At 69.6% G+C, this 24,658-nt stretch carries 22 protein-coding genes and 1 pseudogene; 13 read left to right on the forward strand and 10 right to left on the reverse strand.

The window, feature by feature from the left end; all coding sequences use genetic code 11:
* The first annotated feature begins 159 nt into the window (after positions 1-159).
* From JK361_RS22830 to JK361_RS22845, 5 genes and pseudogenes are all read left to right on the forward strand, one after another.
* Positions 160-915 (forward strand): GntR family transcriptional regulator, encoded by a 756-nt coding sequence (locus tag JK361_RS22830; RefSeq protein ID WP_201821185.1) that lies wholly within the window; start codon positions 160-162, stop codon positions 913-915.
* On the forward strand, positions 915-1,472 hold the full coding sequence (locus tag JK361_RS22835; RefSeq protein ID WP_307787306.1) for a P-loop nucleotide/nucleoside kinase family protein: 558 nt from the start codon (positions 915-917) through the stop codon (positions 1,470-1,472). The genes JK361_RS22830 and JK361_RS22835 overlap by 1 nt, the downstream gene beginning before the upstream one ends.
* 280 nt (positions 1,473-1,752) lie before the next feature.
* On the forward strand, positions 1,753-2,742 hold the full coding sequence (locus JK361_RS22840; protein WP_201821187.1) for a hypothetical protein: 990 nt from the start codon (positions 1,753-1,755) through the stop codon (positions 2,740-2,742).
* A 459-nt stretch (positions 2,743-3,201) separates the two neighbouring features.
* Positions 3,202-3,402, forward strand: a pseudogene (locus JK361_RS41365) (GNAT family N-acetyltransferase); the annotation flags it as partial.
* A gap of 102 nt (positions 3,403-3,504) precedes the next feature.
* Entirely contained in the window at positions 3,505-3,966 is a 462-nt protein-coding gene (locus JK361_RS22845) for a hypothetical protein (RefSeq protein ID WP_201821189.1), read from the forward strand.
* On the opposite strand, the gene JK361_RS22850 is transcribed toward JK361_RS22845, so the two are convergent.
* Entirely contained in the window at positions 3,946-4,305 is a 360-nt protein-coding gene (locus JK361_RS22850) for a cadmium resistance transporter (protein WP_236053385.1), read from the reverse strand. The genes JK361_RS22845 and JK361_RS22850 overlap by 21 nt on opposite strands.
* Positions 4,306-4,612: 307 nt before the next feature.
* On the opposite strand from JK361_RS22850, the gene JK361_RS22855 reads away from it, so the two are divergent.
* Positions 4,613-5,644 (forward strand): hypothetical protein, encoded by a 1,032-nt coding sequence (locus tag JK361_RS22855; protein WP_201821191.1) that lies wholly within the window; start codon positions 4,613-4,615, stop codon positions 5,642-5,644.
* 397 nt (positions 5,645-6,041) lie between these two features.
* Here the strand turns inward: JK361_RS22855 and gap are convergent, their stop codons facing one another.
* From gap to JK361_RS22870, 3 genes are all read right to left on the reverse strand, one after another.
* The gene (gene gap, locus JK361_RS22860) at positions 6,042-7,040 is read right to left on the reverse strand and encodes a type I glyceraldehyde-3-phosphate dehydrogenase (RefSeq protein WP_201821196.1); all 999 of its coding nucleotides are present in this window, start codon (positions 7,038-7,040) and stop codon (positions 6,042-6,044) included.
* Positions 7,041-7,226: 186 nt separating this feature from the next.
* Positions 7,227-8,183 (reverse strand): GlxA family transcriptional regulator, encoded by a 957-nt coding sequence (locus JK361_RS22865; protein WP_201821197.1) that lies wholly within the window; start codon positions 8,181-8,183, stop codon positions 7,227-7,229.
* 319 nt (positions 8,184-8,502) lie between these two features.
* Positions 8,503-8,910 carry a peptidoglycan-binding domain-containing protein gene (locus tag JK361_RS22870; RefSeq protein ID WP_201821198.1) on the reverse strand — a complete coding sequence of 136 codons (408 nt, stop codon included), beginning with the start codon at positions 8,908-8,910 and terminating at the stop codon, positions 8,503-8,505.
* 266 nt (positions 8,911-9,176) lie between these two features.
* Between JK361_RS22870 and JK361_RS22875 the strand changes: the two genes are divergently transcribed.
* On the forward strand, positions 9,177-10,013 hold the full coding sequence (locus JK361_RS22875; RefSeq protein WP_201821201.1) for a slipin family protein: 837 nt from the start codon (positions 9,177-9,179) through the stop codon (positions 10,011-10,013).
* Here JK361_RS22875 and JK361_RS22880 read toward each other — a convergent pair.
* The gene (locus JK361_RS22880) at positions 9,946-11,148 is read right to left on the reverse strand and encodes an MFS transporter (protein ID WP_201821203.1); all 1,203 of its coding nucleotides are present in this window, start codon (positions 11,146-11,148) and stop codon (positions 9,946-9,948) included. The genes JK361_RS22875 and JK361_RS22880 overlap by 68 nt on opposite strands.
* Before the next feature lie 84 nt (positions 11,149-11,232).
* Between JK361_RS22880 and JK361_RS22885 the strand changes: the two genes are divergently transcribed.
* Both JK361_RS22885 and JK361_RS22890 read left to right on the forward strand, forming a co-directional pair.
* Positions 11,233-12,258, forward strand: coding sequence for an ArsR/SmtB family transcription factor (locus tag JK361_RS22885; RefSeq protein ID WP_201821206.1), 1,026 nt, complete (start codon positions 11,233-11,235; stop codon positions 12,256-12,258).
* Positions 12,259-12,362: 104 nt separating this feature from the next.
* On the forward strand, positions 12,363-12,869 hold the full coding sequence (locus JK361_RS22890; protein ID WP_236053386.1) for a glutathione peroxidase: 507 nt from the start codon (positions 12,363-12,365) through the stop codon (positions 12,867-12,869).
* Positions 12,870-12,983: 114 nt separating this feature from the next.
* Here JK361_RS22890 and JK361_RS22895 read toward each other — a convergent pair whose 3' ends face one another.
* The 3 genes from JK361_RS22895 to JK361_RS22905 form a co-directional block, all read right to left on the reverse strand.
* The gene (locus JK361_RS22895) at positions 12,984-13,175 is read right to left on the reverse strand and encodes a DUF397 domain-containing protein (protein ID WP_201821208.1); all 192 of its coding nucleotides are present in this window, start codon (positions 13,173-13,175) and stop codon (positions 12,984-12,986) included.
* Positions 13,176-13,364: 189 nt separating this feature from the next.
* Positions 13,365-14,222 carry a helix-turn-helix domain-containing protein gene (locus JK361_RS22900; RefSeq protein ID WP_201821210.1) on the reverse strand — a complete coding sequence of 286 codons (858 nt, stop codon included), beginning with the start codon at positions 14,220-14,222 and terminating at the stop codon, positions 13,365-13,367.
* A 299-nt stretch (positions 14,223-14,521) separates the two neighbouring features.
* Positions 14,522-15,277: a GOLPH3/VPS74 family protein gene (locus JK361_RS22905; protein WP_201821212.1), complete on the reverse strand. Its 756-nt coding sequence runs from the start codon at positions 15,275-15,277 to the stop codon at positions 14,522-14,524.
* 193 nt (positions 15,278-15,470) lie between these two features.
* On the opposite strand from JK361_RS22905, the gene JK361_RS22910 reads away from it, so the two are divergent.
* Together JK361_RS22910 and JK361_RS22915 are read left to right on the forward strand one after the other, a co-directional pair.
* Positions 15,471-18,428, forward strand: a complete 2,958-nt coding sequence (locus tag JK361_RS22910) for a D-alanyl-D-alanine carboxypeptidase (protein ID WP_201821214.1) — start codon at positions 15,471-15,473, stop codon at positions 18,426-18,428.
* A 198-nt stretch (positions 18,429-18,626) separates the two neighbouring features.
* Positions 18,627-20,519: a DUF8823 domain-containing protein gene (locus JK361_RS22915; RefSeq protein ID WP_201821215.1), complete on the forward strand. Its 1,893-nt coding sequence runs from the start codon at positions 18,627-18,629 to the stop codon at positions 20,517-20,519.
* A gap of 57 nt (positions 20,520-20,576) precedes the next feature.
* On the opposite strand, the gene JK361_RS22920 is transcribed toward JK361_RS22915, so the two are convergent.
* Entirely contained in the window at positions 20,577-21,425 is an 849-nt protein-coding gene (locus tag JK361_RS22920; protein ID WP_201821217.1) for a hypothetical protein, read from the reverse strand.
* A gap of 80 nt (positions 21,426-21,505) precedes the next feature.
* Between JK361_RS22920 and JK361_RS22925 the strand changes: the two genes are divergently transcribed.
* Complete coding sequence (locus tag JK361_RS22925) at positions 21,506-22,294, forward strand: SDR family oxidoreductase (protein ID WP_201821218.1); 789 nt, start codon at positions 21,506-21,508, stop codon at positions 22,292-22,294.
* A 137-nt stretch (positions 22,295-22,431) separates the two neighbouring features.
* Positions 22,432-24,003, forward strand: a complete 1,572-nt coding sequence (locus JK361_RS22930) for a sodium:solute symporter family protein (RefSeq protein ID WP_201821219.1) — start codon at positions 22,432-22,434, stop codon at positions 24,001-24,003.
* 18 nt (positions 24,004-24,021) lie between these two features.
* Here JK361_RS22930 and JK361_RS22935 read toward each other — a convergent pair whose 3' ends face one another.
* On the reverse strand, positions 24,022-24,519 hold the full coding sequence (locus tag JK361_RS22935; RefSeq protein WP_201821220.1) for a DUF1877 family protein: 498 nt from the start codon (positions 24,517-24,519) through the stop codon (positions 24,022-24,024).
* Positions 24,520-24,658: the final 139 nt, after the last annotated feature.

Below are 24,658 nucleotides of genomic sequence, written 5' to 3' on the forward strand. Positions count from 1 at the left end.
CCGGTTCACGCCTGTTTTGCACACAGGTGTGCCGAGGTTCAGCGACCGCCGCTTACCGAGGTGACCGGCGGGCACATCCCTAAGGTTCCCTAGGGTTCCCTGCGGTGTCAAGCGGTAGGCTAGGGAACCACAGGGATGTCGCGACAAGGAGCAATCGACATGGCAGGCCAGGCCGACAATCGGGCGCCGTACGCGAGGATTGCCGCTCACTTCACGGAGCTGATTACGTCTGGTCAGCTCCAGCCGGGATCACTCTTGCCGAGCATCAAGAACATCTCGGAAGAGTGGAAGGTGAGCACCGCGACGGCCGAGAAGGCCCTGCGCAAGCTGCGTAACGACGGACTTGTTCGCGGCATCCACGGCATCGGGACCGAGGTCTTGGATCAGCCCACTCCGATGTCGTCGGGGTCGCAGCGACAGGACCGGGGGCGCCGCACGGGGTCCAGTTGGGGGGCGGGCGAAAGGTCCGACTCGCAGCAGGCGGCCGTCGTGCCCGCGCCCGATGAAGTGGCCCAAGCTCTGGACATCGAACCGGGCTCGGACGTGATCCGTCGTAGCCGCGTCTACCGGGACCGGCATGGCATCGTGGCCCACAGCACGTCGTGGATCCCTGCTCGGTACGCGACGCTGATTCCCCAGCTGGCAGCGAGTGAGCGTCTGACGGGAGGAACGTCGCTCCAGCTCATCGCCCAGGCGACCGGCCATCCGATCAGTCACCGGATCGACACCGCTTCCGCCAGCCTGCTCACGCCGGAGTACGCGCGGCTCCTGGAACTTGACCCCGATCACCCGCCGACGGACCCAGTGGTCGTGATGACGGCTAAGTTCGTCGACAGCGAGGGCAACATCGTGGAGTACGGCGTGGACCTCGGCGGTCCCGGCCGCACATGGCGCACAGAGTCGGAGGTCTCGTAGTGACGGTCACCCGCCCGCCGTTCTGTGTCCTGATGGCGGGACTCCCCGGCTCCGGCAAGACCACCCTTTCCCGCGCTCTGACAGCTCGTGGGTTCGTGCGGCTGTGCCCGGACGAAGAGATGTACCGCCGGCACGGGGTCTATGGCGTGGACTTCCCCCGGGGCACCTTTCCCACCCTTGAGAAGCCGGTCCTCGAAGACGTGGCGGCTGAGCTGAGAGAACAGCTCAAGGCAGGACATGACGTCGTCGTTGACCACGGTTTTTGGACCCCGGAAGACCGAGACCGGTGGCGAGCCATCGCCACCGACGCTGGCGCCAGGCCCGTGCTCGTCTACCTCTCAGCCAGCCACGACGAGCTGTGGGCAAGGATCAGCAGACGCAACGAGTTCCACGAGAACGACCCGAACTCCATCTACTTCTCGGAGAGCGACCTCCAGCGGTACCGCACCCGGTTCATCCCCCCTCAGGCAGACGAACCGCACCTCATGCATGACGGCGACACTGCGGCCGTCGTTGCGGCTCTGGTCGGCTCTCCCCCTCGCCCCACAGAGGGCTGATGCCCAGCCCGACAAGCTTTCTGTCACACTTCCGCCTCATTAGCGAGAGCCAGATCACTACCTGAGTCCGGGCGCTCGCCTCGCCGGGCCACTCTCCGAACACATGGACCGAAAGGCCCATATAATGACAGAGCAGGACGGATAAAATTGTCTGCACGGGGCCCGGGACCGTACCCCTTTTGGGACTGGCACCCAAGCCGTACCCCTTTCAATAGATGAGCCCTAAGCGGCCACAGCGCATCCGCACCTAGTGCAAGCATTACGCGCTCACGGAGTCATCATGAGCACCACGGCCCGGGGGCGACTCCCCCGGATTATCCGCGCTTCCTGCATCAGTAGCGCGCTTCTCATTTCCGTAGGTGCCCCTACAGCCATAGCAGCCAACCAGTCTTCTGTGCCGACACAGCAAATGCCCAGGGACGACCCGGGCGGTAGCGATCAAGAGTCGGACTCCGGCGGTTCCGATACCTCCACTGACAGCGGAGGAAACGACTCAGGCTCGGGAACCGCCGACCAGAGTGGCGATGGCACGGGCATCGGTCAGCAGCCCAGCGACACGAACGACCAGAGTGGCGATGGCACGTACACCGCCCACCAGCCCAGCGACACCAACGACCAGAGTGGCGATGGCACGTACACCGCCCACCAGCCCAGCGACACCAACGACCAGAGTGGCGATGGCACGTACACCGCCCACCAGCCCAGCGACACCAACGACCATCTGAGCCCGCCCTCCGACAATGGCGGCATGGACGTTGGTCACCCGAACACGGACACAGGTAACTCGCACAGTCGCGGGGATGCCGACAACAAGGTCCCGTTCTACGCGCTCGGCGGAGATCAGGGGCAGCAGCCGAAGGGGTCCTCCTCCGACGCCAACGGCAAGACGCAGAACCTGTCACCGGTACTCACACAAGCATTGAAATGCACACTAAGAGTGCTCCCCGGTGGGGAGATACCGAAAGATGTGGAGAACGCTTACAGGGTCGTAAAGTGGATCAACGCTGGCGAAGCCTATGTTCAAGCAGCGCAAGGCGGCGACACCAAAACGATGATTTGGGAAGTCGGCTCAGCGCTTCCAGGTGCCGTAGGCACGACATTCACGTGTGCCAGAATTGTTGACGTCTATGCTGATGAACAGGGGAAAGAAGCAGTAGCCCCCTACGAGAAGGATCCTTCCCGCCTCGGCATCAAGAACAACACGCCAGTGCATATCCAGCAAGCGCCGGGAGTCCAGCAGAACCCTCTACCCAAGAGTGGCGCAGGCTGATCACTTCGCAACAATCTGCCATGGAAGGAATCGGGCTGGTCGCGTGGCGATGGGGCCGCAGCGCGGCTGATTCAAGGTGGCGTGTGCCGTTGCATGCCACCTTGCCTCCTCAGGTTGACGGCACTTCTTGACGGCAACGCCGGCGCACGATGCCGTATCTGGAGAACCAGCCCCACACCATCCCGAGCAGGCGGAGAGAGTCACAACGCTGATCACTACATCGCCGAGATGATCTCCTAAAGCGGGTGTCGCAGGTTCGAATCCTGCCGGGGGCACAATGCGTTTCCGCTCTGACCTGGGGTTTCTTCCCCAGGGAGGGCTCCTGCTCGGCCTCGGACTCTTCGTCCGGGGCCGTTTGCGTGAGCGGACGGAGAGTTGATCTCCGAAAGTCCTCCCACCGGATCAGCATCACCGGCATGGCCTCCGGGCCGGGATGCTTCGCGTCGTCGGGCTCGGGCTCCGACCTGGCGGAAGACGGGCGCCGCCCGCCGGATCCACGACGCCCTCCTCGCCACACGCGACGAGCCGTACGTCACGCTCATGGGCAAGCCGGCCGCTGGGGACGGAAGGGTCCATGCGCTCTACGAGTCGTGGGGGTACGAGGACATCGGGCAAAGTCAGCCGTCACCGGCCTCGCCGGTCCTCACCGTGATGACCCGAGATCTACGAACTGCGGAAAGTCGGCCGCATCGGCCCCAAGGGGACCGAGGACATCACCGGAGACAAGCGGAGGCGACCGCCTCTCGCCGCGGAAGGTTGCAAATGAAGTACGTCACGGCCGTCTGGGACGACGGCGGGTTCTTCGTGGATCCGAGGGCTTATCTGGCCGAACTCCCCAAGCTCCGCGACAAATTGCCAGCTGGAGCTTGGGCCTTCGCGTCCGATCCGGCGCATTACGCTTTGGGGCACGGCAACAGTCACTGTGTCAAGGACCTGGAGTTGTCCGGTATTCAGGTGGCCACCGACAAAGGCGGGGGGCTGACTCTGGAATTCGCCCCCAATCAGTGGAAGCACGACTCCGGGCTGCGCATCAGCTATTCAGGCGTGACGCACTTCTCCATCGACTATGAGCACGCCATCGACTGGATGCTGGTCGACACCGTACTCCTCGACGAGATCCTCCCGGACGAGGACGGCGGCTGCGTGCACGAGATCGCGCTCACCGACGCGTCGATCACCGTCCGCTGTGCGGACCTGCAAGCCCTATGGGGAGACGCGAGCTGAGCTCGGCAGCCTCCGACCGACACGGGCGACGAGGGCGTACACGCTCATGCCGCCCACACCGGCTGTGGCGAACACGGGGACGTAAACACCGATGTTGTCGCCACCGTTCGCGAAGGTGACCGCGGCGACCTCCAGCGCTTTCGGGCCGCCCTCCTCCGCCGCCCGGTCGTCGTCCTCGATGCCCCGGTGCCTCCAGGTCTGCCAGGCCGCCTCGAGTCCGAGTGCCAGCGGCAGAAAGCCGAGGTAGGGGATGGCCGATTCGGGCAGGAAGGTCGCGCCGAACGCTGCGGCCACGGACGCGGCGAGGATGGCGGCGAAGCCGAGGTACTGGCCCAGCATGGCCGCGGTGTCCCTTACCCTGGGCGAAGAACAACGACAGGACCAGGATGTCGTCGATGTTGGTGACGGCGAACAGGCCGGCCGCCTGTCGACGATGCCCAGGCCCATGGGTACATCCACTCCCGCTCGGTCTCCTCGAACCCTACCGCCGCGCGCCGGCTTACCGGCGGCCGAGTACACCGCGAACACAGGTGGCACGGTCGTGGACCGTTGCCATGGCCGACTGGCATGACCCCTGAGGCGATGGCAACCTGGAGATACGGCTACGTGGGCCACGTTCTTCCATGCTTCATGTTGCGAGGATGTCATGGCGGAACAGGAAGTCGGCAGACGCGACGAGCAAATCCGATCCTCTGCGAATGAAGGAATTGCTGCGCCAGGCGGGGACGGCCGAGACGAGCCCCGCAAAGGTAAGCCTCGACGGCGCCTCACACTGGCATTCCAGGCTGCGGGCATAGCAGCAGCCATCAGCGGCACGGTAACAGCGATCCCCTCATTCTACAATGCTTCCCGGGAAGGGGACGCCGCTAGCATTCTCGCGAGCTTCACCGCCATTCTGGGAGTTATTCTCAGTACGGTGGCCGCGGCTGTGGCACCTGAATTCAGGGAGCTGTCGAGGCAGACCTGGCAGTGGCTGAGGGCCCGGACAAAAACTGCAACCTACTCTGCGCTCAGTGGGATGTGTGTCGCACTTGCAGTCTGGGAGCTCCTGGCGCGCCACAGTATTGCTGCCGCCGGCCTCGTCGTCATGGCTGCCGCCGCTGTGCGACTCGTCGCCGCCCGATCGATGTTCAGGTACTGGAAGAAGCCATTGGAGCAACTCCGGTTGCATGTCGCCACGGAAGTGTTCTTCCACTGCTTCGCACTATGGGGCCTCACTGCCGGCCTGTTGCTGGAGGTCGCGGCCGTCAAGCATCTGGACACCGCGCCTCGTGTGACCATCACGATCAGCCTGTCCCTCGCCCTGCTCGTTGCCGTCAACAAGGCGACCGCGCGCACCCGAAAGCTGTGCACTGCCATCGATGGTGAGATTTCCGAAGTGTTCCGAACCGTCGAGGCACTGCGTGTCGATATCGCGTCCACGAATGCGGTAAATCTCAGACGAGAGGCCCTGGAAAGGGTGGATACTCTTGATCGCATGCTGCGGACCCGACTCAATACAGGATACAAATTGACAGGCACCAGCCTGCTCCCCACGTCGACTCGCGTGGCCTTGGTCAGGGGTCTCAGAGAAGCCATAGAGCGGGACATCATGGGCGAGGGTCCGTGGAAGCGGTCGAAGATTTCTCTGCGGCAGATTCAAAACGCTTGCAGTAGATGGACGGACACGATGGCATAGGCATAGGCATAGGCATAGGCGGAGGTCCCGACGGGAACTGCGGCTGTGTTCCACGGAATGGCCGACAGGCGGCGTGCGGCTGCCGAGCCGTCGAGCTTCCGAGGTCGTCCGGATAGAAGCCAGATAGAAGTAGGAGCCCGGCGGGTTGCAGCCGAACGCATTGTCGTCCGTAAGTGGGGACGAGTGAACGCCCGGCCGGGCGGGGGCCTGCTCGTGAGCCGCTCCCCCAAGGCCCCCCGGCCCACCGGACGCTCGGGCCGGCCCAGTTGGCCGGCCCAGTTGGGCGGCCCGGCTGGGCGGTCCGGCTGGGTGGCCTGGGCGTCCGGAAGACGTGTCGTCCGACGCTGTCGCCGGAGGGGGGTGCCGGCGCTGTCGCCGGAGGCGGGGTGGCGGGCGGTCAGCGGGTGGTGAGGAACTCGAGCGTGTCGATCACGCGGTTCGAGAAGCCCCACTCGTTGTCGTACCAGGCGACCACCTTGACGTGGCGGCCGTCGACGCGGGTGAGGGCCGAGTCGAAGATCGACGAGGCGGGGTTGCCCACGATGTCGGAGGAGACGAGCGGGTCCTCCGAGTACTCGAGGACGCCGGCGAGCGGCCCCTCCGCCGCGGCGCGGTACGCCGCCAGCACGTCGTCGCGCGTCACGTCGCGGGCGACGGTCGTGTTGAGTTCGACGATCGAGCCCACCGGCACCGGCACGCGGATCGAGTCGCCCGACAGCTTGCCGTCGAGGTTCGGCAGCACCAGGCCGATCGCCTTGGCGGCACCGGTCGTGGTCGGCACGATGTTGACGCCGGCGGCCCGGGCGCGACGGGCGTCGCGGTGCGGACCGTCCTGGAGGTTCTGCTCCTGCGTGTAGGCGTGCACCGTCGTCATGAACCCGTGCTCGATTCCGGCGAGTTCGTCGAGGACCGCGGCCAGCGGTGCGAGCGCGTTGGTGGTGCAGGAGGCGTTCGAGACGATCGTGTGCAGGGCCGGGTCGTAGGCATCGGTGTTGACGCCGAACGCGAGCGTGACGTCGGCGCCGTCCGACGGCGCGCTGACGAGTACCTTCTTCGCGCCCGCGTCGAGGTGGGCGCGGGCCGCCTTGGCCGAGGTGAAGCGGCCGGTGGCTTCCAGGACGATGTCGACGCCGAGTTCGGCCCACGGCAGCTGCGCCGGCTCGCGCTCGGCCAGCACCGTGATCCGACGGCCGTCGACGACGAGGGCGTCCCCGTCGACGGTCACCGGGCGCCCGAGCCGGCCGGCCGTGCTGTCGTAGGCGAGCAGCCGGGCGAGAGTGGCGGGCTCCGTCAGGTCGTTGACGGCGACGATCTCGAGGGCGCTGTCGCGCTCCAGCAGTGCGCGCAGCACATTGCGTCCGATGCGGCCGAATCCGTTGATGGCGATGCGAGTCATGAGTGAGGTCCCTTCCCTTCGCGCCACCAGGCTCGCCCGTGGCTCCCGCCGCTGACAGTGGCGGGATCGCCACGGTTCAAAAGGATCCCGCCACGGCCCCCGCCAAGGCCCCACCACCGACACGGCCTCACCACCGACACGGCCCCGCCACGGCCCGTTGCATAGCGCTCCGTGGCGCCGGGCGGGTCACTCCCCCCGGGTGAAGGTGCGCCGGTACTCGCTCGGTCTAGTGCCGAGGATGTGCTGGAAGTGCAGGCGCAGGTTGGCGCCGGTGCCGAGCCCGACGTCGGCGGCGATCTGTTCGACGCTGCGCTGCGAGCGCTCCAGCAGTTCGCGGGCCAGGTCGATGCGGGCGCGCATCACCCACTGCATCGGCGTGTAGCCGGTCTCCTCGACGAAGCGCCGGGAGAACGTGCGCGGCGAGACCCCGGCCTGCCGCGCCAGGATGTCGAGGGTGAGGGGGTCGCCGAGCCGGTGCAGCGCCCACTCGCGGGTGGCTGAGAACCGCTCGCCGAGCGGCTCGGGGACGCTGCGCGGCACGTACTGGGCCTGGCCGCCGCTGCGGTAGGGGGCGGCGACCAGACGCCGGGCCGCGTGGTTGGACGCGGCCACCCCGAGGTCGCCGCGCAGGATGTGCAGGCACAGGTCGATGCCGGAGGCGGCGCCGGCCGAGGTGAGCACGCTGCCCTCGTCGACGAACAGCACGTTCTCGTCGACCTGGACGAGCGGATGCCGCGCCATCAGTGCCCGCGCGTAGTGCCAGTGCGTCGTGGCGCGCCTGCCGTCGAGCAGGCCCGTGGCGGCGAGCGCGAAGGCGCCCGTCGAGATGGCGGCGAGCCGCGCGCCCCGGTCGTGGGCGGCGATCAGTGCGTCGACGACGGCCCGCGGCGGGTCGTCGCGGTCCGGGAACCGGTACCCGGGGACGAAGACGATGTCGGCCCACGCCAGGGCGTCGAGGCCGTGGGCGACGTGGTACGCGAGGCCGTCGCCGCCGGTCACGAGACCGGGTGCCGCCCCGCACACCCGTACCTCGTACGGCATGCTCGCGCGGGTCGTGAAGACCTGCGCGGGAATGCCGACATCGAGCGGCTTCGCGCCCTCCAGCACGAGGACGGCGACGCGATGCAGGCGGGAGGCTGACACAGGAAGAGGTTACGTGGGACGCGCCTCCGGGACGCCCGCGCGCCGACCGGGCGGACAGCACACCGGCCGGGCCCTCCGCCACATCGCGGCACACCGGCCGGGCCCTCCGCCACATCGCGGCACACCGGCCGGGCCCTCCGCCACATCGCGGCACACCGGCCGGGCCCTCCGCCACATCGCGGCACACCGGCCGGGCCCTCCGCCACGGCGCGGCACACCGGCCGGGCCCTCCGCCACGGCGCGGCCCACCGCCCGTCCCGCCCGGCGGCGATGCCCCTGGACCCGCGGGAACCGCTGATGTACCGGCGGCGGAGCCGGGTCAGTAGACCACGCTGTAGGACGGCAGGACGTGGCTGCAGCTCGCGGCCTTGTACTGGTCCATCCCGCGGTCCTTCTTCGCGTGGGTCAGGACGACCTGGCCGGTGCGCGGGCCGAAGACGCCGTCGACGGCGAGTTCCTGGGTGGCCCAGGTGCGGTTGGAGATGTCTTGGAGGCGCTTGACCCCGAGCTGGGTCCGGGGACCGAACTTGCCGTCCACCTCGATGCGCATGCCGGTGTACCAGTTCACGAAGAACTGCACGCAGGCGACCTGGCGTGCGTGGTCGGGGTAGCCGTAGCCGACGGTCGGGTTGCCGGGGTCGGCCTGGGCCGTGGTGGTGCCGACGGCCAGGAGGGCCACGGCGGCGGCGCCCACCGCGCCGCTTTGCAGGGCCTTGAGATGCTTCATCGAGGAATTCCTTTACGTGTACATGTAAGGACAATCCCGTGATCGTACACGCGCGCCCCGGCCGAGCCCCTCCGCCGTGCGGGGACCACAAGGGGCGCCTTGCCGGGGCCACTTGAATCGGCGGCACCAGGCATCGGCAGGGGGCGCTCGTACTCGGTTCGGCGGGGGTCGTCTTCTTTACGGTTTCCTGATGCGCCGGGTGGATCCGGCGGCCCTCCCCCCGGTGTCCTCCCCGGTGTCCGGTTCACGTCGGAGAGGGGAGTGCCATGGAAGGCGCTGTCGTTGCAGTGGTGGTCGTCGGCCTTCTGCTGCTCGTGCTGAAGAGCGGGATGCGGGTCGTCAACCAGGTGGAGCGCGGGGTCGTCTTCCGGTGGGGCAAGGCGCTGCCCACCCACCGGCAGCCCGGCATCACCTTCCTCATCCCGTTCGCCGACCGGATGCGCAAGGTGAACGTGCAGATCGTGACCATGCCGGTGCCCACCCAGGAGGGCATCACCCGGGACAACGTGTCGGTGAAGGTCGACGCGGTCGTCTACTTCCGCGTCACCGACCCGGTGCGCGCGGCCATCGAGGTACAGGACTACGTCTTCGCCGTCGGGCAGGTCGCCCAGTCCTCCCTGCGCTCCATCATCGGCAAGAGCGACCTGGACGACCTGCTGAGCGACCGGGAGCGGCTGCACGAGGGACTGGCGCTGATGATCGACAGCCCGGCCGCCGGCTGGGGCGTCCACATCGACCGGGTCGAGATCAAGGACGTACAGCTCCCCGAGTCGCTGAAGCGGTCCATGTCCCGGCAGGCCGAGGCCGAGCGGGAGCGGCGGGCCCGGGTCATCACCGCGGACGGTGAGTTCCAGGCCGCCCAGCAGCTCGCCAACGCCTCACGGATCATGTCGGACACGCCGGAGGCCATGCAGCTGCGGCTGTTGCAGACGGTCGTGGAGGTGGCCGCCGAGAAGAACTCCACGCTGGTGATGCCGTTCCCGGTGGAGCTGCTGCGGTACTTCGACCGGGCCGTGCAGAAGATCGACTCCGAGATCAGGACGGGGAGTGTTCCGGCGCAGGCTCGGGAGCAGGACGGACCGGACTCCGCCGAGCAGCGGTGACCAGCGCCAGCGTCGTGCACACCGAGCCCGCCGCCATCGCGGTCATCGCCGCGGCGGGCGAGGTGAGCTGGGCCACCGCACCGGCCAGCGTCGCGCTCACGCCCTGAAGGGTCAGCATGCCGGCCGAGTGCAGCCCCAGCGCGTGCCCGGCGAGTTCGCCGGGGGTCAGCGCCATCAGCTGCTCCTGCTGCACGAGGCTCGCGCCGAAGCCGACGGAGGCCACCGTCGCACAGGCCGCGGCGACGGGCAGCGACGGGTGTGCGCAGAAGACCAGGTACGGCGTCGCCAGCAGGAGCAGCAGCGGGGTGGCCAGGCGCGCGCGCAGGGCGGCGGGCAGCAGGCGGCCGATCGTGACGTCCCCGGCGAACATGCCGAACGCCGCGCAGGCGAACAGGGTGCCGGCCGCGTGGGGCGCGTACGACACGTAGAGGGACTCGCAGCCGACGACCATGCCATTGGGCAGCCACAGGCCCAGGTAGGTGAGGCGGCGCGGCCGGGACGACCACAGCAGGGCGTTGGTGCGCCAGGTCGCCGAGGGGGAGGTACGGCCCGTGGCCCGGGGTGGGCGGGCCGTCAGGCCAAGGCGCAGGACCAGCGCGGCGGTCAGGTACAGGGCCGCCGCGAGGAGCAGGCAGGTCTGCGGGGAGAGGGCGGTCAGCAGGGCGCCGCCGGTGGCGAACCCGGTGATCTGCATCAGGCCGCCCATCATGTTGAACAGCGATCGCCCCGTCAGGTAGCCCTCCTCGGCGAGGATCTCGTTCAGCAGCCCCCAGCGGACCCCGCCGCCGAGGGAGGCGACCAGGCCCAGGGTGAGGACGACGGCGAGGACCGCGCCGACCGGCAGGCCGGGCAGCGCCTGCACCGCCGTACCGGCCGCGAAGGTCAGCGCGATCGCCGCCAGGGTGGTGCGCGGGGGCAGCCGGTCGGCGCCGGACAGCAGGAAGGTCGCGCCCAGCACCTGGGCGAGCGACGGGCCGAACATGCTCACCGCCGACAGCAGCGGGGAGCCGGTCGCGCGGAACACGAGCGTGCCGAGGGCGAGTCCGCCGACGGTCTGCGCGGCCGTCTGTGCGGCCGAGCCGAGGAAGAGGGGGGTGAATTCGGGGGTGCGGAGGAGAGCGCGGTAGCCGGGCATGCCGGGGAGTCTCGGCCGCCCGGCGCGTTCTCGTTATTGTTTCGCGGCAGCGCGAAAGTTCGCAGCGCCCTGGGGAGGGAGCCGGTGGGATGGTGGCAGCTCAACGCGGATACGCTGGCCCGCAGCCGGTTCGTCATCTCCCCGCTCGCCGAGACGTTCGCCTGTCTGAAGCTGCTGCACGCGGGTGAGGGCGCCCATCCCGGTGAGCAGGCGTGGCTGCGGGCCCATCTGCCCGCCTACCGGGCGTGGCTGGCGGCCGACCCGGTGACGGCGCTGCTGGTGCGGGCCGGGCTGGGCCGGGAGTGGATCGCCGACTTCCTGACCCCGGCCCCCCGGGACGGGGAGGCGTTCGCGGAGGAGGTCGCCCGGGTCCGCTCGGTGGCGCCCGCCGCGGCCCGCGCCCATCTGCGCACCTCCCTCGCCGGTCCGCTCCCCGCCGAGCTGGACCGGGACGATCTGACCGAGCGGGCGGCCGGGCTGCTGGAGCGGGTGTGGGAGGAGACCGTACGGCCGTACTGGGGGCGGCGCCGGCGGGTGCTGGAGGCGGACGTGGTGGCGCGGACCGCGCAGGTGAGCCGGGGCGGCTGGGTGAGCGCGCTGGACTCGCTGCGGCCGGGACGCACCCGGTGGCTCGGCGAGAACCGGCTCCAGATCAACCTGCACGAGTATCCGCCGCGCGAGATCTCCGGGGCCGAGCTGCTCTTCGTGCCGGTGACCGCGCAACGGCACGGCTGGGTGTCCTGGGACGACGGCGAGCGGTACGCGGTGATCTATCCGTGCGCCGGCGTCCTCGCCGACGTCACCGACCGGACCGTCCCGGCGAGCCTCGGCGCGCTGCTCGGGGCCGCCCGGGCCGGGGTGCTGGTCCTGCTCGACTCGCCCTTGAGCACCAGCCACCTGACCGCCGTCACCGGCCAGGGGCTCGGCTCGGTGGGACGCCATCTGAAGGTGCTGCGGGACGCGGGGCTGGTGGAGCGCCGGCGCGCCGGGCGTTCCGTGCTGTACACGCGGACGGCGGCCGGTGACGTCCTGGTCGAGGCCGGGCAAGGCGGACGGCGGTCCGTGACGACCGGTGGGCCCAGGCCGGGCAAGGGGGACGGCGGCCCGTGACGACCGGTGGGCCGAAGCCGGGCAAGGGGGACGGCGGCCCGTGACGACGTCCGGGGCGAGGCCGGGCAAGGGGGCCGTTGCCCGGCAGGGCTAGCATCCGGGGCATGACCACTACTGACCACAACGGCTCTCCGCTGGACGTCGAGATCGGGGCCCTCCAGGGCGGTCCCGCGAACCTGCCGCAGCTCGCGGGCAAGGCCGTGCTCATCGTGAACGTGGCCTCCAAGTGCGGACTGACCCCGCAGTACTCCGGCCTGGAGAAGCTCCAGGAGCGGTACGCCGGGCAGGGCTTCACCGTGCTGGGCGTGCCCTGCAACCAGTTCCTCGGGCAGGAGCCCGGCAGCGCCGAGGAGATCGCCGAGTTCTGCTCGGCGACGTACGGCGTGTCCTTCCCGCTCACCGAGAAGGTGGAGGTGAACGGCGAGGGCCGGCACCCGCTGTACGAGCGGCTCGTCGGTTTCGCCGACGCCGAGGGCCACAGCGGCGACATCCGCTGGAACTTCGAGAAGTTCCTGATCGGCCGGGACGGCCGGGTCGTGGCGCGGTTCTCCCCGCAGACCGAGCCGGAGTCGGCCGAGGTCGTCGCCGCGATCGAGGGCCAGCTCGGCTGAGCCGGGCGGGCCACCGCCCAGCACAGAGCCCTCTCGGCAAGGACGGCGACCGGTCGAGAGGGCTCTTCTGGTGGTGCTTGTGCAGTTGTTCCTGCCAGGGTCAGGGGGAACCCCTCACGCCTTGACCGAGGCCACGAAGGCGTTCCACGCGTCGGCGGGGAAGGCCAGGATCGGACCCTCGGAGATCTTGGAGTCGCGGACGGCGAGTTCGGCGGCGGTGGGCGACTTGACCTCGACGCAAGCGCCGTTGCCCGCGGAATAAGAGGACTTCATCCACGTCTCCGAAGCGCCCTGAATCAGTGCCATGTCCACTCCTGTTGCGAGTTGCAGTAGTGCGGTTCACGCCAACCATGTCGTCTGATTGGCGTGATCGACGCTACCGGGCAACCGCGCTCGGCGGAGTAGTCGTTCACTCAACCGGATGGCATATTCCAGGCGAGCCTTCCACTGAGACGTACCCACGGTGTACGATCCCGCGCCCTCCGTGATCCGGGCTCAGTCGGCGTACGCTTTCGCCACATCCGCGATGAATTGCCGGGAAGCTTCCACATTGAGGGACTGTGCCCGCAGATGTTCGTACATCACGGCGTACTTCTGCACGTCCTGCGCCTTCTCCAGGTACAGGTCGCTGGTGACGCCCTCCAGGTACACCACGCTGGAGTCGGCCGCGTCGGCGAACTCCAGGATCGCGTACTGGCCGTTGAGCCCCGGGTGCGCGCCCACCTCGAAGGGCAGCACCTGCACGGTGACGTGCGGCAGCTGGGACATCTCGATCAGGTGCTCCAGCTGTTCCCGCATCACCAGCTTGCTGCCCACGACCCGGCGCAGCGCGGCCTCGTCCAGCACCACCCACAGCCGGAGCGGGTTGTGGTCGGCGGTGATACGTTCCTGTCGCCGCATCCGCACCTGGACGCGCTTCTCGATCTCGGCCGTCGACGTCTCCGGCAACGCGCCCTGCACCAGCGCCTCCGCGTAGGCGCGGGTCTGCAACAGACCGGTCACCAACTGGGGTTCGTACACCCGCAGCGACTCGGCGTCGGTCTCCAGGCCGATGTACACGCTGTACGGGATGTCACCGAAGGTGTGCCACCACCCCTGCTGCCGCGAGTCCCGGGCCATCTCCATCAGCGAATCGACGATCCGCTGGTCCTCGACCTCGTAGACCCCGCACAGGTCGCGCACATCGCGCTGGCTGATGCTTCTGCGGCCGTTCTCCAGCCTGCTGATCTTCGACTGCGACACGAGCAGCCGCTCCGCCACCTCTTCGGCCGTCATGCCCTTGAGTTCGCGAAGCCTGCGCAACTCCTGGCCCAGCCGGCGCCGCCTGACGGTGGGATTCACATTGGACGCCACGGGACGTGCACCTCCGGCTGCCTGCCTGTTACTTAACACTTTGCGTATCTGCTGTTGAGCAGACTGCCACCAAGGTGTCTTCTACCGCTGGGAAACGACGGATATGCGGCGCCCCTCGAACTCCTGACCTCCCGAACTCCCGCGCCCCGCACTCCCGTCCCCCTTTTCCGCCCGAACCCGGGACGCCCGTGCCGTGGCGCTCGGACGCAGTCGAGCGGGGCGGTGGGACCACAGGGGTCTCACCGCCCCGCTCGGACCAGCGGCTCCCGAACCGGGTTCGTGGGGAACGGGGTTGCGGCTCAGTGGGCCACGGCGCGCGCCATGGACCCGTGACGCGGCTGCATGGGAACCCCGCGTGCGGGTTCCGCCACGGCCCGGGCTCCGGGCGTGGCCGGCCGGCCGGCCGAGGCCGGGCCGCGGCGCGGCTGGGCGGCCGCACCGTTCTGCACGTCCATGACGGCGTGGGCGACGAGCCCGCCCATGGGGTCGTGCCGGATCAGGTCCCGCAGCCGGGACCGGGACGAGCGCCCCTCGTTCCCCGGATACAGGTGCTTGCCGAGCCCGACGGCGTGCGCCAGGGCGGCGAGCGCCGCGGTCCGCGGGTCCGGCGGTACGCCGGTGCGGATCGCGGAGTCCAGCCGGGCTCGGATCTCCCGGCTGATGGCGGTGTCCGTCGCCTGGTACCGCGTCGTCGGCAACACCCCGCACATCTGGCCCGGCACGGCGGCGACCATGCCGCACCGCTCCAGATGCGAGAGGTAGACCTGGCGGAGCCCGAGACGCGGCCCGCCGATCCAGTGGACAGCGCGTACCGGAGCGCCGCGCCTTCGCAGCAACTCCAACGCGCAGTCCAGAGTCGGATCTCCTGTCGGCCGTGGTACGACCACGGCGATACGATCCCCGTCTGGGGCTATCCGTCCGGCCAGCGCCAGCTCCACTAGCTGTGCTCCGGCCAGACCGAGGTCGAGCGACTGCGGCTGTGCAGTGGTACCCGTGGCCGGGTCCAATGCCAGCAGCAGAAGCTCCTCCGGAAGTGTTCTGCGGCTCCTGCCCATCCATGCCTCCCCGCGTGGATGAATGACAGGGTGACCCCTCTCACATTGGTCTGTCGAGAGTGCGTGACCGGTTCGTGAGGGAACCGGTAGGTATGTCGTTCTCGTCTACCACAGGGGCCAAGCCCTCACACAGGACACTGGTACATGGTTCGGACAGGGCGCGTGCAGGCGTGCGGCGCAGGAGGAGGCATCGGTGGCGGGCGAGTCCCCCGACAGGTCGAAGAAGCGCGAGTCGTCGGTGGAACCGACGTCGGGGAGCGCGGGTTCGGTTCCCGAGGCGCGCGATCCGCGTCTCGCGGTCGCCCGTGAAAAGGATTCCTCGGGCGGCGGTACGGACACGGCGACGAAGGTCCTGACCGTACGAGCCGAAACCCCGGCCGAGCCGGATGAGCCGGCCGGCGCCGAGAACTCCCCCGCGTCCGGCGAGAACTCCTCCGCGTCCGGCGAGGACGCCGCCCTGCGGGCGGCGGTCTCGGCGTGGGTACGCGAGCCGGGAACCAACGCGACTGCAAAGTCCGGGAAGACGGGGGCCGAGAACGAGGCCAAGTCCGAGGACGACACGGACGCGAACTCCGGGGCCCCGTCCAACCCGAAGGCGAAGCCGGAGACTTCGCCCGGGACCGATGCCTCGGCCGGGGCGGCGACCGAGGACAAGGCCTCACCGGCCGGCCGCGCCGAGTCCGGCCCCGGGGCGACGTCCGAGACGGAAGCCGAGCGTGAGACGCCGTCTGGCACGGCCGCGGACACGGAGGCGACCTCGGACGAGCCGACCTCGGACGAGCCGACGGACGCGGACGGCGCGGAGACGGATGCGGCCACCGCGACCGCCGACGCCGGTACGAAGGCCGACGCGACCGACGAGGACGACGCGGCCGACAAGGACGACGCGGCCGACAAGGACGGCGCCGGCGCCGGCGCCAAGCGTGACATGAACGCGAAGAACAAGCCGGCCACGACGGACGCGGAGGCCAAGGCGGACACCGAGGCCGACGCAGACGCGAAGACCAAGCCGAACCCGAAGACCGTGACCGAGCCGAACACCACGGCGGACGCGGACTCGACGAACGAGCCGGCGGCGGACTCGAAGACCGACGCGGGCGCCAAGCGTGCCGCGGGGGCGAAGGCCGACGCGAGCGCGAACAGCGACGACGCGAAGAACAAGGCGGAGGCGAGCCCGAAGACCGACGCGGGCGCCAAGGGCGGCTCGGCGGCGAAGAGCGACACGGACGCGAGCGCCGAGAGCAACGCGAACACCAAGGCCGACGGCGCGGCGGCCGAGGCTGAGGTGGGTGCGGTCGGGGACGGGCCGGTGGTCGCCGATGGCGGGGACGCCCCACAGGGGCCACCCGCAGGTGACGACGAGAGCCGCACGGGTGGTGCGGGTGGGAAGACGGACGCCGCCGAAGGCGAAGCCGAGGCGGAGGCCGAGCCCGCCGAGGCGGCGCCCAAGCCGTCCGCGGACGGCGTCGATCAGCCGACCACCGTTTTCAAGGCCGTACAGCCCAAGAAGCCCCGCGTCGACCAGCCGACCACCATGCTCAAGCTCGGCGGCACGCCCACGAACGCCGAGCCCAAGGACGGCACGCCCGAGGACGCCAAGCCCAGGGACGCCGCTCCCAAGGCCGGCACGCCCAAGGACGCCGAACCCAAGGATGCCAAGCCCAAGGGCTCCAAGCCCGGGGGCTCCAAGTCCGAGGCTTCCGCGGCCCCGGCCGAGTCCGACCCCGAGCGCACCAGCAAGTTCGTCGCGCTGAAGAACGACATGCGCCCGGCCGGCAAGCCCAGGTCCGCGGTCGCACCCCCGGTCACGCCCCCCGACGCCACCACCCCCGTCCCCCAGGTCGGCCCGGAACGCACCACCCAGCAGCCGCTCCCGCCCAAGCCCCCGCTGGACCTGCTGGCGGAGCTGACCAACACGCCCCCGCCCCCGGAGACCCCGGTCCGCACGGTCGTGCGCCGGGTCAAGATCTGGACCCCCCTGGTCGTGCTCCTGGCGATCGTCTTCGCGGTCGTGCAGACCTTCCGCCCGCTGCCGTCCCCCACCCTCTCGCTCACCGCGAAGGACACGTACACCTTCGACGGCAAGACGAACCTGCCCTGGCCGGGCGAGGGCCAGGGCTGGCTCGACGGCGACGGCATCGGCACGATGGGCAGCTTCGGCAAGCAGACCCCCGTGGCCATCGGCTCGGTCGCCAAGACCATGACCTCCTACATCATCCTGAGGGACCACCCGCTGAAGCCGGGGCAGGAAGGCCCGAAGATCAAGATCGACCCGACGGCGGAGAAGGAGGGCGGCTACAACAAGGACGGCGAGTCGACGCTCGACACCGTCAAGGCCGGTCAGTCCCTCACCCAGAGGCAGGCCCTGTCGGCCGTCCTCATCCCCTCCGCCAACAACATCGCGCGGCTCCTCGCGCGCTGGGACGCGGGCTCGGAGGCGGCGTTCGTCAAGAAGATGAACGCCACCGCCAAGGAACTCGGGATGACCCACACGACGTACACCGACCCCTCGGGGCTGAAGGAGACCACCGTCTCCACCGCCGGGGACCAGGTGAAGCTCGGCCGCGCGTTCGTCAAGGTCCCGGCCCTGGTCGCCATCACCAGCTCCGCCAGCTGGACCGACCCGTCCGGCAAGTACTGGGACAACACCAACCACCTGCCGTACAACATCGGCGCGCTCGGCATCAAGACCGGCAGCACCTCCAAGGCCGGCGGCAACCTGCTCTTCGCCTCCCGCAAGAAGGTCGGCGGGCAGACGGTGACCCTCGTCGGCGCGATCCTCGGCCAGCACAAGCCGAAGATCCTCGAGACGGCCAACAAGGTCAGCCAGACCGCGCTGCTCGCCGCCCAGGACGCGCTGACCTCGTCGAAGATCCTCAAGAAGGGGGACGTGGTCGGCTACGTGGACGACGGGCTCGGCGGCCACACCCCGATCGTGATCACCAAGGACGTCACGGCCGTCGGCTGGGCCGGCCTGAAGGTGAAGCTGTCCTTCGCCTCCGGGACCGTGCCGCACACGGCGAAGGCCGGCACCCAGGTCGGCACGCTCACCGTCGGTGACGGCTCGGCCGGTGCCGTGAAGGTTCCCGTGGCCCTCCAGAAGGATCTCGCGGAGCCCGGTTTCGGCGCCAAGCTCACGCGTCTGGGCTGACCACACGGCCGCCGGCCCATCCGCGCACCCCGTCGACGGAGCCCCACCCGGGAGCCCCGTCGCGGGGTGCGTGCTAGCGTCACGAATCGGGGCAGGTCGCGGGGTCACGGGGCGAAACCGCGAACTGGACGGAAAGCGGCCGGGAACACCGTAGGAAGCGGCCGAGAACAGAAAACAGGACACGGGGAGTGCCTTCAGGTGGCCACAGCGGAGCCGACACGCGCCGACGACGCCGATCCGGGGCCGGAATCCGGGCCGCGAATACGTCTGTCCATGACCGACGTCGCGACGGATACGGCCGCCGACACGTCCGTCGCCGGGGCCGCCCGCACACCGTCCGGCACGGACGGTGACGGAGCCCTGGCAGACCGTCCCGGCGCACGTGCCCGTGCGCTCGCCCTCCTCGAACCCCTCCGGCAGCGGCTGCTGCGGCACCCCGTGCTGTCCATGACCGCGCTCTCGGGTGTCCTGCACATCGTCTGGTTCTTCACGTTCGCCAACAGCGGCGGCGATCTGGCCGCGCAGGACGCCTGGGCCGAGTTCGTCGGCCGGCACCCGGACTCGGCGTACAACCTCGCCTGGTACGGGGGCATGCACCCGGTGTCGTACAGCGTGGTGTCGCCGTACCTGATGTCGGTCCTCGGCGTCCGTACGACGATGATGATCGCCGGGACGCTGTCGGCGGGGCTGCTGACGATGCTCCTCATCCGCAGCCGGGCGGTGAAGAACCCGCTGTGGGTCTCGCTCGCCGCGCTCTTCGCACTGATCTGCAACGCGATCTCGGGCCGGGTGACCTTCGGGCTGGGCACGATGTTCGCGCTCGGCTCGGTCGCGGCCGTGTTCTGCTGGCCGTACCGGTGGCGGTACAAACGCTGGGCGAAGGCCCTGGTAGCCGCCCCGCTGGCCGCGCTCGCCACGATGGCCTCGCCGGTCGCGGGGCTGTTCGTGGGCCTGGTCGCGGTCGCGCTGTTCCTCCAGAAGCGGCGCCCGGGTGCCTGGGCGCTGGGGATCGCGCCGTCGGCGGTGGTCGCGGTGTCGGCCTGGCTGTTCCCGTTCTCCGGCACCCAGCCGATGGGGATCGGCTCGGTGATACTGCCGCTGCTGTACGGCCTGCTGTGCCTGTTCCTGGTGCCGAAGGAGTGGGTGACCGTCCGGCTGACGGCCGCCGTCTACAGCGTCGGTGTCGTCCTGGTGTGGCTGATCAGCTCGCAGATCGGGTCCAACATCTCGCGGCTGCCGATGCTGTTCGCGGGCGCGACCCTGATCGCGGCCCTGCCGTACACCGTGCCGAAGACCCGCACGTGGTACGTGACCGTGCTGGCCTTCCTCGGCTTCGTCGGCTGGATCGGCTTCAAGTCGGTGGACGACATCATCCACACCACGCCGGCCGCCTCCTGGGCGCGGGAGCTGGCCCCGCTCGTCAACGAGCTCCAGAAGGCCGGCGCCGAGAAGGGCCGCGTCGAGGTGGTCCCCGCCCGCTCCCACCGCGAGGCCTCCGCGCTCGCGCCGTACGTCAACCTGGCCCGGGGCTGGAACCGGCAGGCCGACATGGAGCGCAATCCGCTCTTCTACGACGACACGCTCAACTCGGCGACCTACCACGAGTGGCTCCAGCGGTGGGCGGTGCACTTCGTGGTGCTGCCCAAGGACAACGTGGACGGCGACGGCGGCGAGCGGGAGCTGCTGCGGCGCGGGATGCCGTATCTGAAGCAGGTCTGGGGCGACACCAACTGGCAGCTGTTCAAGGTGACGGATCCGGCGCCGCTCGCCGAGCCGAACGCGGTGGTCGACCGGGCCGAGCAGGGCGAGATGACGTTGCAGGTGAAGAAGGCCGGGCGGATCCTGATACGGATTCCGTACTCCCCGTGGCTGAGCGTCGTCGACGAGCACGGCAAGAGCGTGAAGCCGCCGCAGGCGTCCACCGGTACGCCGAAGGCGTACCGGAACGTCAACGGGTGCCTGTTGCAGACGCCGGAGGACGGGAACGGCGACAGGTGGACGGTGCTGCTCGCTCCGCGGGCCGGGACGTACCACCTGGCCGCCCCGTACCAGCTGCCCCGCGGTACGCCGTGCCCCGACGAACTGAAGTGACCTCCCCGCCGTCCGCCCGGGGCCCTGGGCCCGCGGGCGGGTCCGGGCCGGCCGGGGCTATTCGGTCCCGCGCAGCTCGGCCACGTACGTGTCCGTGCCCGGCACCGTGGGGATGAACGGCGCCACCAGTTCCACCCGGCCCAGGCCCGCGTCCGCCACCTGCTCGTCCAGTCCGCAGAAGTGCTCCTGCCAGCACTCCCGGGGGTCCGTCTCCAGGAACCACAGCAGGGTCAGCCGGGTGGTCACGCCCTCCACCTGCTTGACGTAGGTCATGCGGTCGCCCGGCAGCGGGGTGGGCCGGAACACGGTCACCAGGGCGGACGGGGAGCCCGCGAGGCGGCGGGGCAGATGGCGGGTGTGCAGCCACTGGAGGAGTTCGGTCCGCTGCTGCGGTGACTCGGTGTCGATCACCTCCAGCACCAGGCCGGCGTAGGGGTGGTCGAGGGCATGGAAGTCCCTGGGCCCCGCGGCGCCGTCCCGGTACACCGTCGTCTCGTGGTCCTGGAAGGCCGTGAAGACGTGGGTGCGGGCGTGGTGGACGCGGGCGTCCCGGTTGAGGCGCTTGTTGATGGCGACCGTCCACTTCATGTGGTCGGCGTAGCGGCCGGCGGTGATCCAGTAGGTGGAGAGGTAGCAGCCGGCCGTGACCGGCTGGGCGACCGCCGACTTCTCCGGGTAGCGCAGGAGCTGGAGCTCCCGGGTCGCGACCCAGCGGCGGCCCGCGTACATCCAGGGCATGGCCATCGCGCCGGCGTAGTAGTGGTCGTCCTCGTACCAGCGGTTGTAGGCGTACTCGTGGCCGGGGTGCGGCTCGACCATGGTGATCAGGGCGTGGCCGGGGCGGACGCCGTACGGTCCTGCGGCGGCCAGCTCGGCGTACAGCTCGCTGTGGGTGTCCTCGCTCATGCTGTTCCCCTTCCGTCCTCCCGCGGACGCCCATACTCTGACGCTCCGTCAGATAGAACGCCAGACCCCGGGAGGCCCCGATGTCCCTGCTCACCGGCAAGACCGTCGTCGTCTCGGGTGTCGGGGCCGGGCTCGGCCACCAGGTCGCCGCGGCCGTCGTGCGGGACGGCGGGAACGCGGTGCTCGGGGCGCGCACCGAGGCCAACCTCGCCAAGAGCGCGGCCGGGATCGACCCGGACGGCACGCGCACGGCGTACCGGGTGGCCGACATCACCGACGAGGGGCAGTGCGAGGCGCTGGCGGCGCTGGCGCGGGAGAGGTTCGGCGCGATCGACGCCGTGGTGCACGTGGCCGCCTGGGACTCGTACTTCGGCGGCCTGGAGGACGCCGACTTCGCGAGCTGGCGGTCGGTCCTCGACGTGAACCTGCTGGGGACGCTGCGGATGACCCGGGCGTGCCTGCCGGCGCTGAAGGAGGGCGGGGGCGGGTCGGTGGTGTTCATCGGGACACAGTCGGCCGTGGCCGCGCCCTCACAGGTGAAGCAGGCCGCGTACGCCGCCTCGAAGGGGGCGCTGACCAGTGCGATGTACTCACTGGCCCGGGAGCTGGGGCCGTTCCGGATCCGGGTCAACACCGTGCTGCCGGGCTGGATGTGGGGGCCGCCGGTGCAGGCGTACGTCCGGTTCACCGCGCAGACGGAGGGGCTGCCGGAGGACGAGGTGCTGGGCCGGCTGGGCGAGCGGATGGCGCTGCCGGAGCTGGCCACCGACGGGGACGTGGCGGACGCGGCGGTGTTCCTCGCCTCGGACCGGGCGCGGGCGATCACGGGGCAGTCGCTGCTGGTCAACGCCGGGGAGCTGATGCGGTAGCGGGCGGCCGAGGGGGCTTCGGCGATCACCTGCTTGTTCATACACATGAATCGAGGTCATCAAGTCGAACAATTTTACCGTGACTTGACGTACCGATTGCTTGTCGCGTTCATGTAGGCGGACTCACGATCGGGCACATGAACAGTCTCGACTGGGCCGTGCTCATCGGCTACTTCGGAGTGATGGTCGCGATCGGTGTCTGGTCGCACAAGCGCGTGGACAACGTCTCCGACTTCTTCACGGCCGGCGGCAAGATGCCCTGGTGGCTCTCCGGCATCTCGCACCACATGTCGGGCTACAGCGCCGTGATGTTCACCGGGTACGCGGGCATCGCCTACACCTACGGCGTCACCTCCTTCATCACCTGGTCCTTCCCCATCGCGCTCGGCATCGCCATCGGCTCGAAGCTGTTCGCGCCGCGCATCAACCGGCTGCGTTCCCGGCTCCATGTGGCCTCCCCGCTGGAGTACCTCAAGAACCGCTACAACCTGCCGACCCAGCAGGCGCTCGCCTGGTCCGGCATGCTGCTGAAGATCGTGGACGTGGGCGCCAAGTGGGCGGCGATCGCCACGCTGCTGTCCGTGTTCACCGGGGTCTCGCTGAACCAGGGCATCCTCATCACCGGCGCGATCACCGCCGTCTACTGCACGATCGGCGGCCTGTGGGCGGACGCGCTGACCGAACTCGGCCAGTTCGTCATCCAGTTGCTGGCCGGCGTCTCCATGTTCGTCGCGGTCGTGGTGAAGCTGAGCGACAAGGACATCGGCTTCCTCGGGGCGTGGGACGAGCCCGCGCTGCACGGTCACGGCAAGCCGCTGGTGGGCCCGTACGGCACGGTGTTCCTGCTGGCGTTCCTGTTCATCAAGCTCTTCGAGTACAACGGCGGCATGCTGAACCAGGCCCAGCGCTACATGGCGACGGGCAGCGCACGCCAGGCCGAGCGCTCGGCCCGGCTGTCGGCGGCGCTGTGGCTCGTCTGGCCGGTGGTCCTGTTCTTCCCCATGTGGATGTCCCCGCTGCTGGTGCACGCGCAGAAGCCGGACGGCTCCGACTCCTACGCGCTGATGACCGAACAACTGCTGCCGCACGGTCTGCTGGGCCTGGTCATCGTCGGCTTCTTCTCCCACACCATGGCGATGTGCTCCTCCGACGCGAACGCCATCGCGGCCGTGTTCACGCGGGACGTGGCGCCGGCGGTGTCCGCGCGGGCCCGGGCGTGGGGTGAGCGTTCGGGGCTGATCGCGGCCCGGGTCACGACGGTCGTCTTCCTCGGCCTGTCCATGGCGGTCGCGACGCAGGTCGACTCGCCCGCGTTCAAGGACATCATCACGGTCGTCATCAAGTGGGTGGCCGGTCTGATGGGGCCGATCGCGATCCCGATGATGCTCGGTCTGCTCCGGGCGTTCCGCCGGTCCGGGCCGACGGCGGCGCTCACCGGCTGGGCGGCCGGTCTGCTGGCGTTCTGGCTGGTCAACTACCCGATCAACTGGAACGTCGACGGGGGCGTGCCGCTCCAGTACCAGGTCTCGATCCCGCTCGCCGTCTCCCTGGTCCTGTACGTCCTGATCGGCTACCTGAAGCCGGAGGACACGCCGGAGCGGATGGCCGTGATCGAGAAGGTCAACACGGACGACGAGGGCGCGGCGCAGGCGGTGCCGGTGCCTGCGGGGGCGGGGGACGACGTCATCGGTACGGCGGTGAAGGACTAGGTGTATTGATCACGAGCCTCAGGCCCACACCGCCCTGACGACGGCGTGGCCTGCTGCAGCCGCCCGGCCGTAGAACTCTTGGAGGGGCCTGTGATGGTCGAGGAACTCCAGCCTGACCTGCGCCTCGTCCCTGCCGGACCAGACGAGCTTGGCACTGGCGACGTTCCACAGCTCGTCGAACGAGACACGTCCGAGGAAGCCTGCGGCCTGTGACACCTCAGGCGGCTCCAGAATCCCCATCGGGGGGTTGGAGGGGTCGGCGTCGCCGCTGTGAGCGACGGGACGGCCACCGTAAATCGGCAGCTTCCAGGGCTTGGCGGCGTCTGCGTCGAGGACTTCGGCAGCGGCGTAGAGGTCATTGACGGCGCCCCAGACCTTGTCGATCGAGACGGCCACGCCCGCTGCGTACTCGGCGGCGTGGTTCTCCCAAGCCTCCCACATGAACGCCGCAAGCCAGGTGTGGTCGTCCCGGATCTCGGATTCCGCGACGGCGCGCATATGCATGTGGATGCTCACAGCGACGAGTCCTCGAGTTCGGAGGCCCGCCTGTCGGGCCGAACGGACAGAACCTACTCGACGGCACCGACGACGAGATGCCTGTCTCTTGACGCCAGCATGACCGGCGCCGCCTGGACGTCCTCCGAGACATTTCACC

It is taken from the genome of Streptomyces musisoli, assembly GCF_016741855.1.
GTDB lineage: Bacteria > Actinomycetota > Actinomycetes > Streptomycetales > Streptomycetaceae > Streptomyces > Streptomyces musisoli.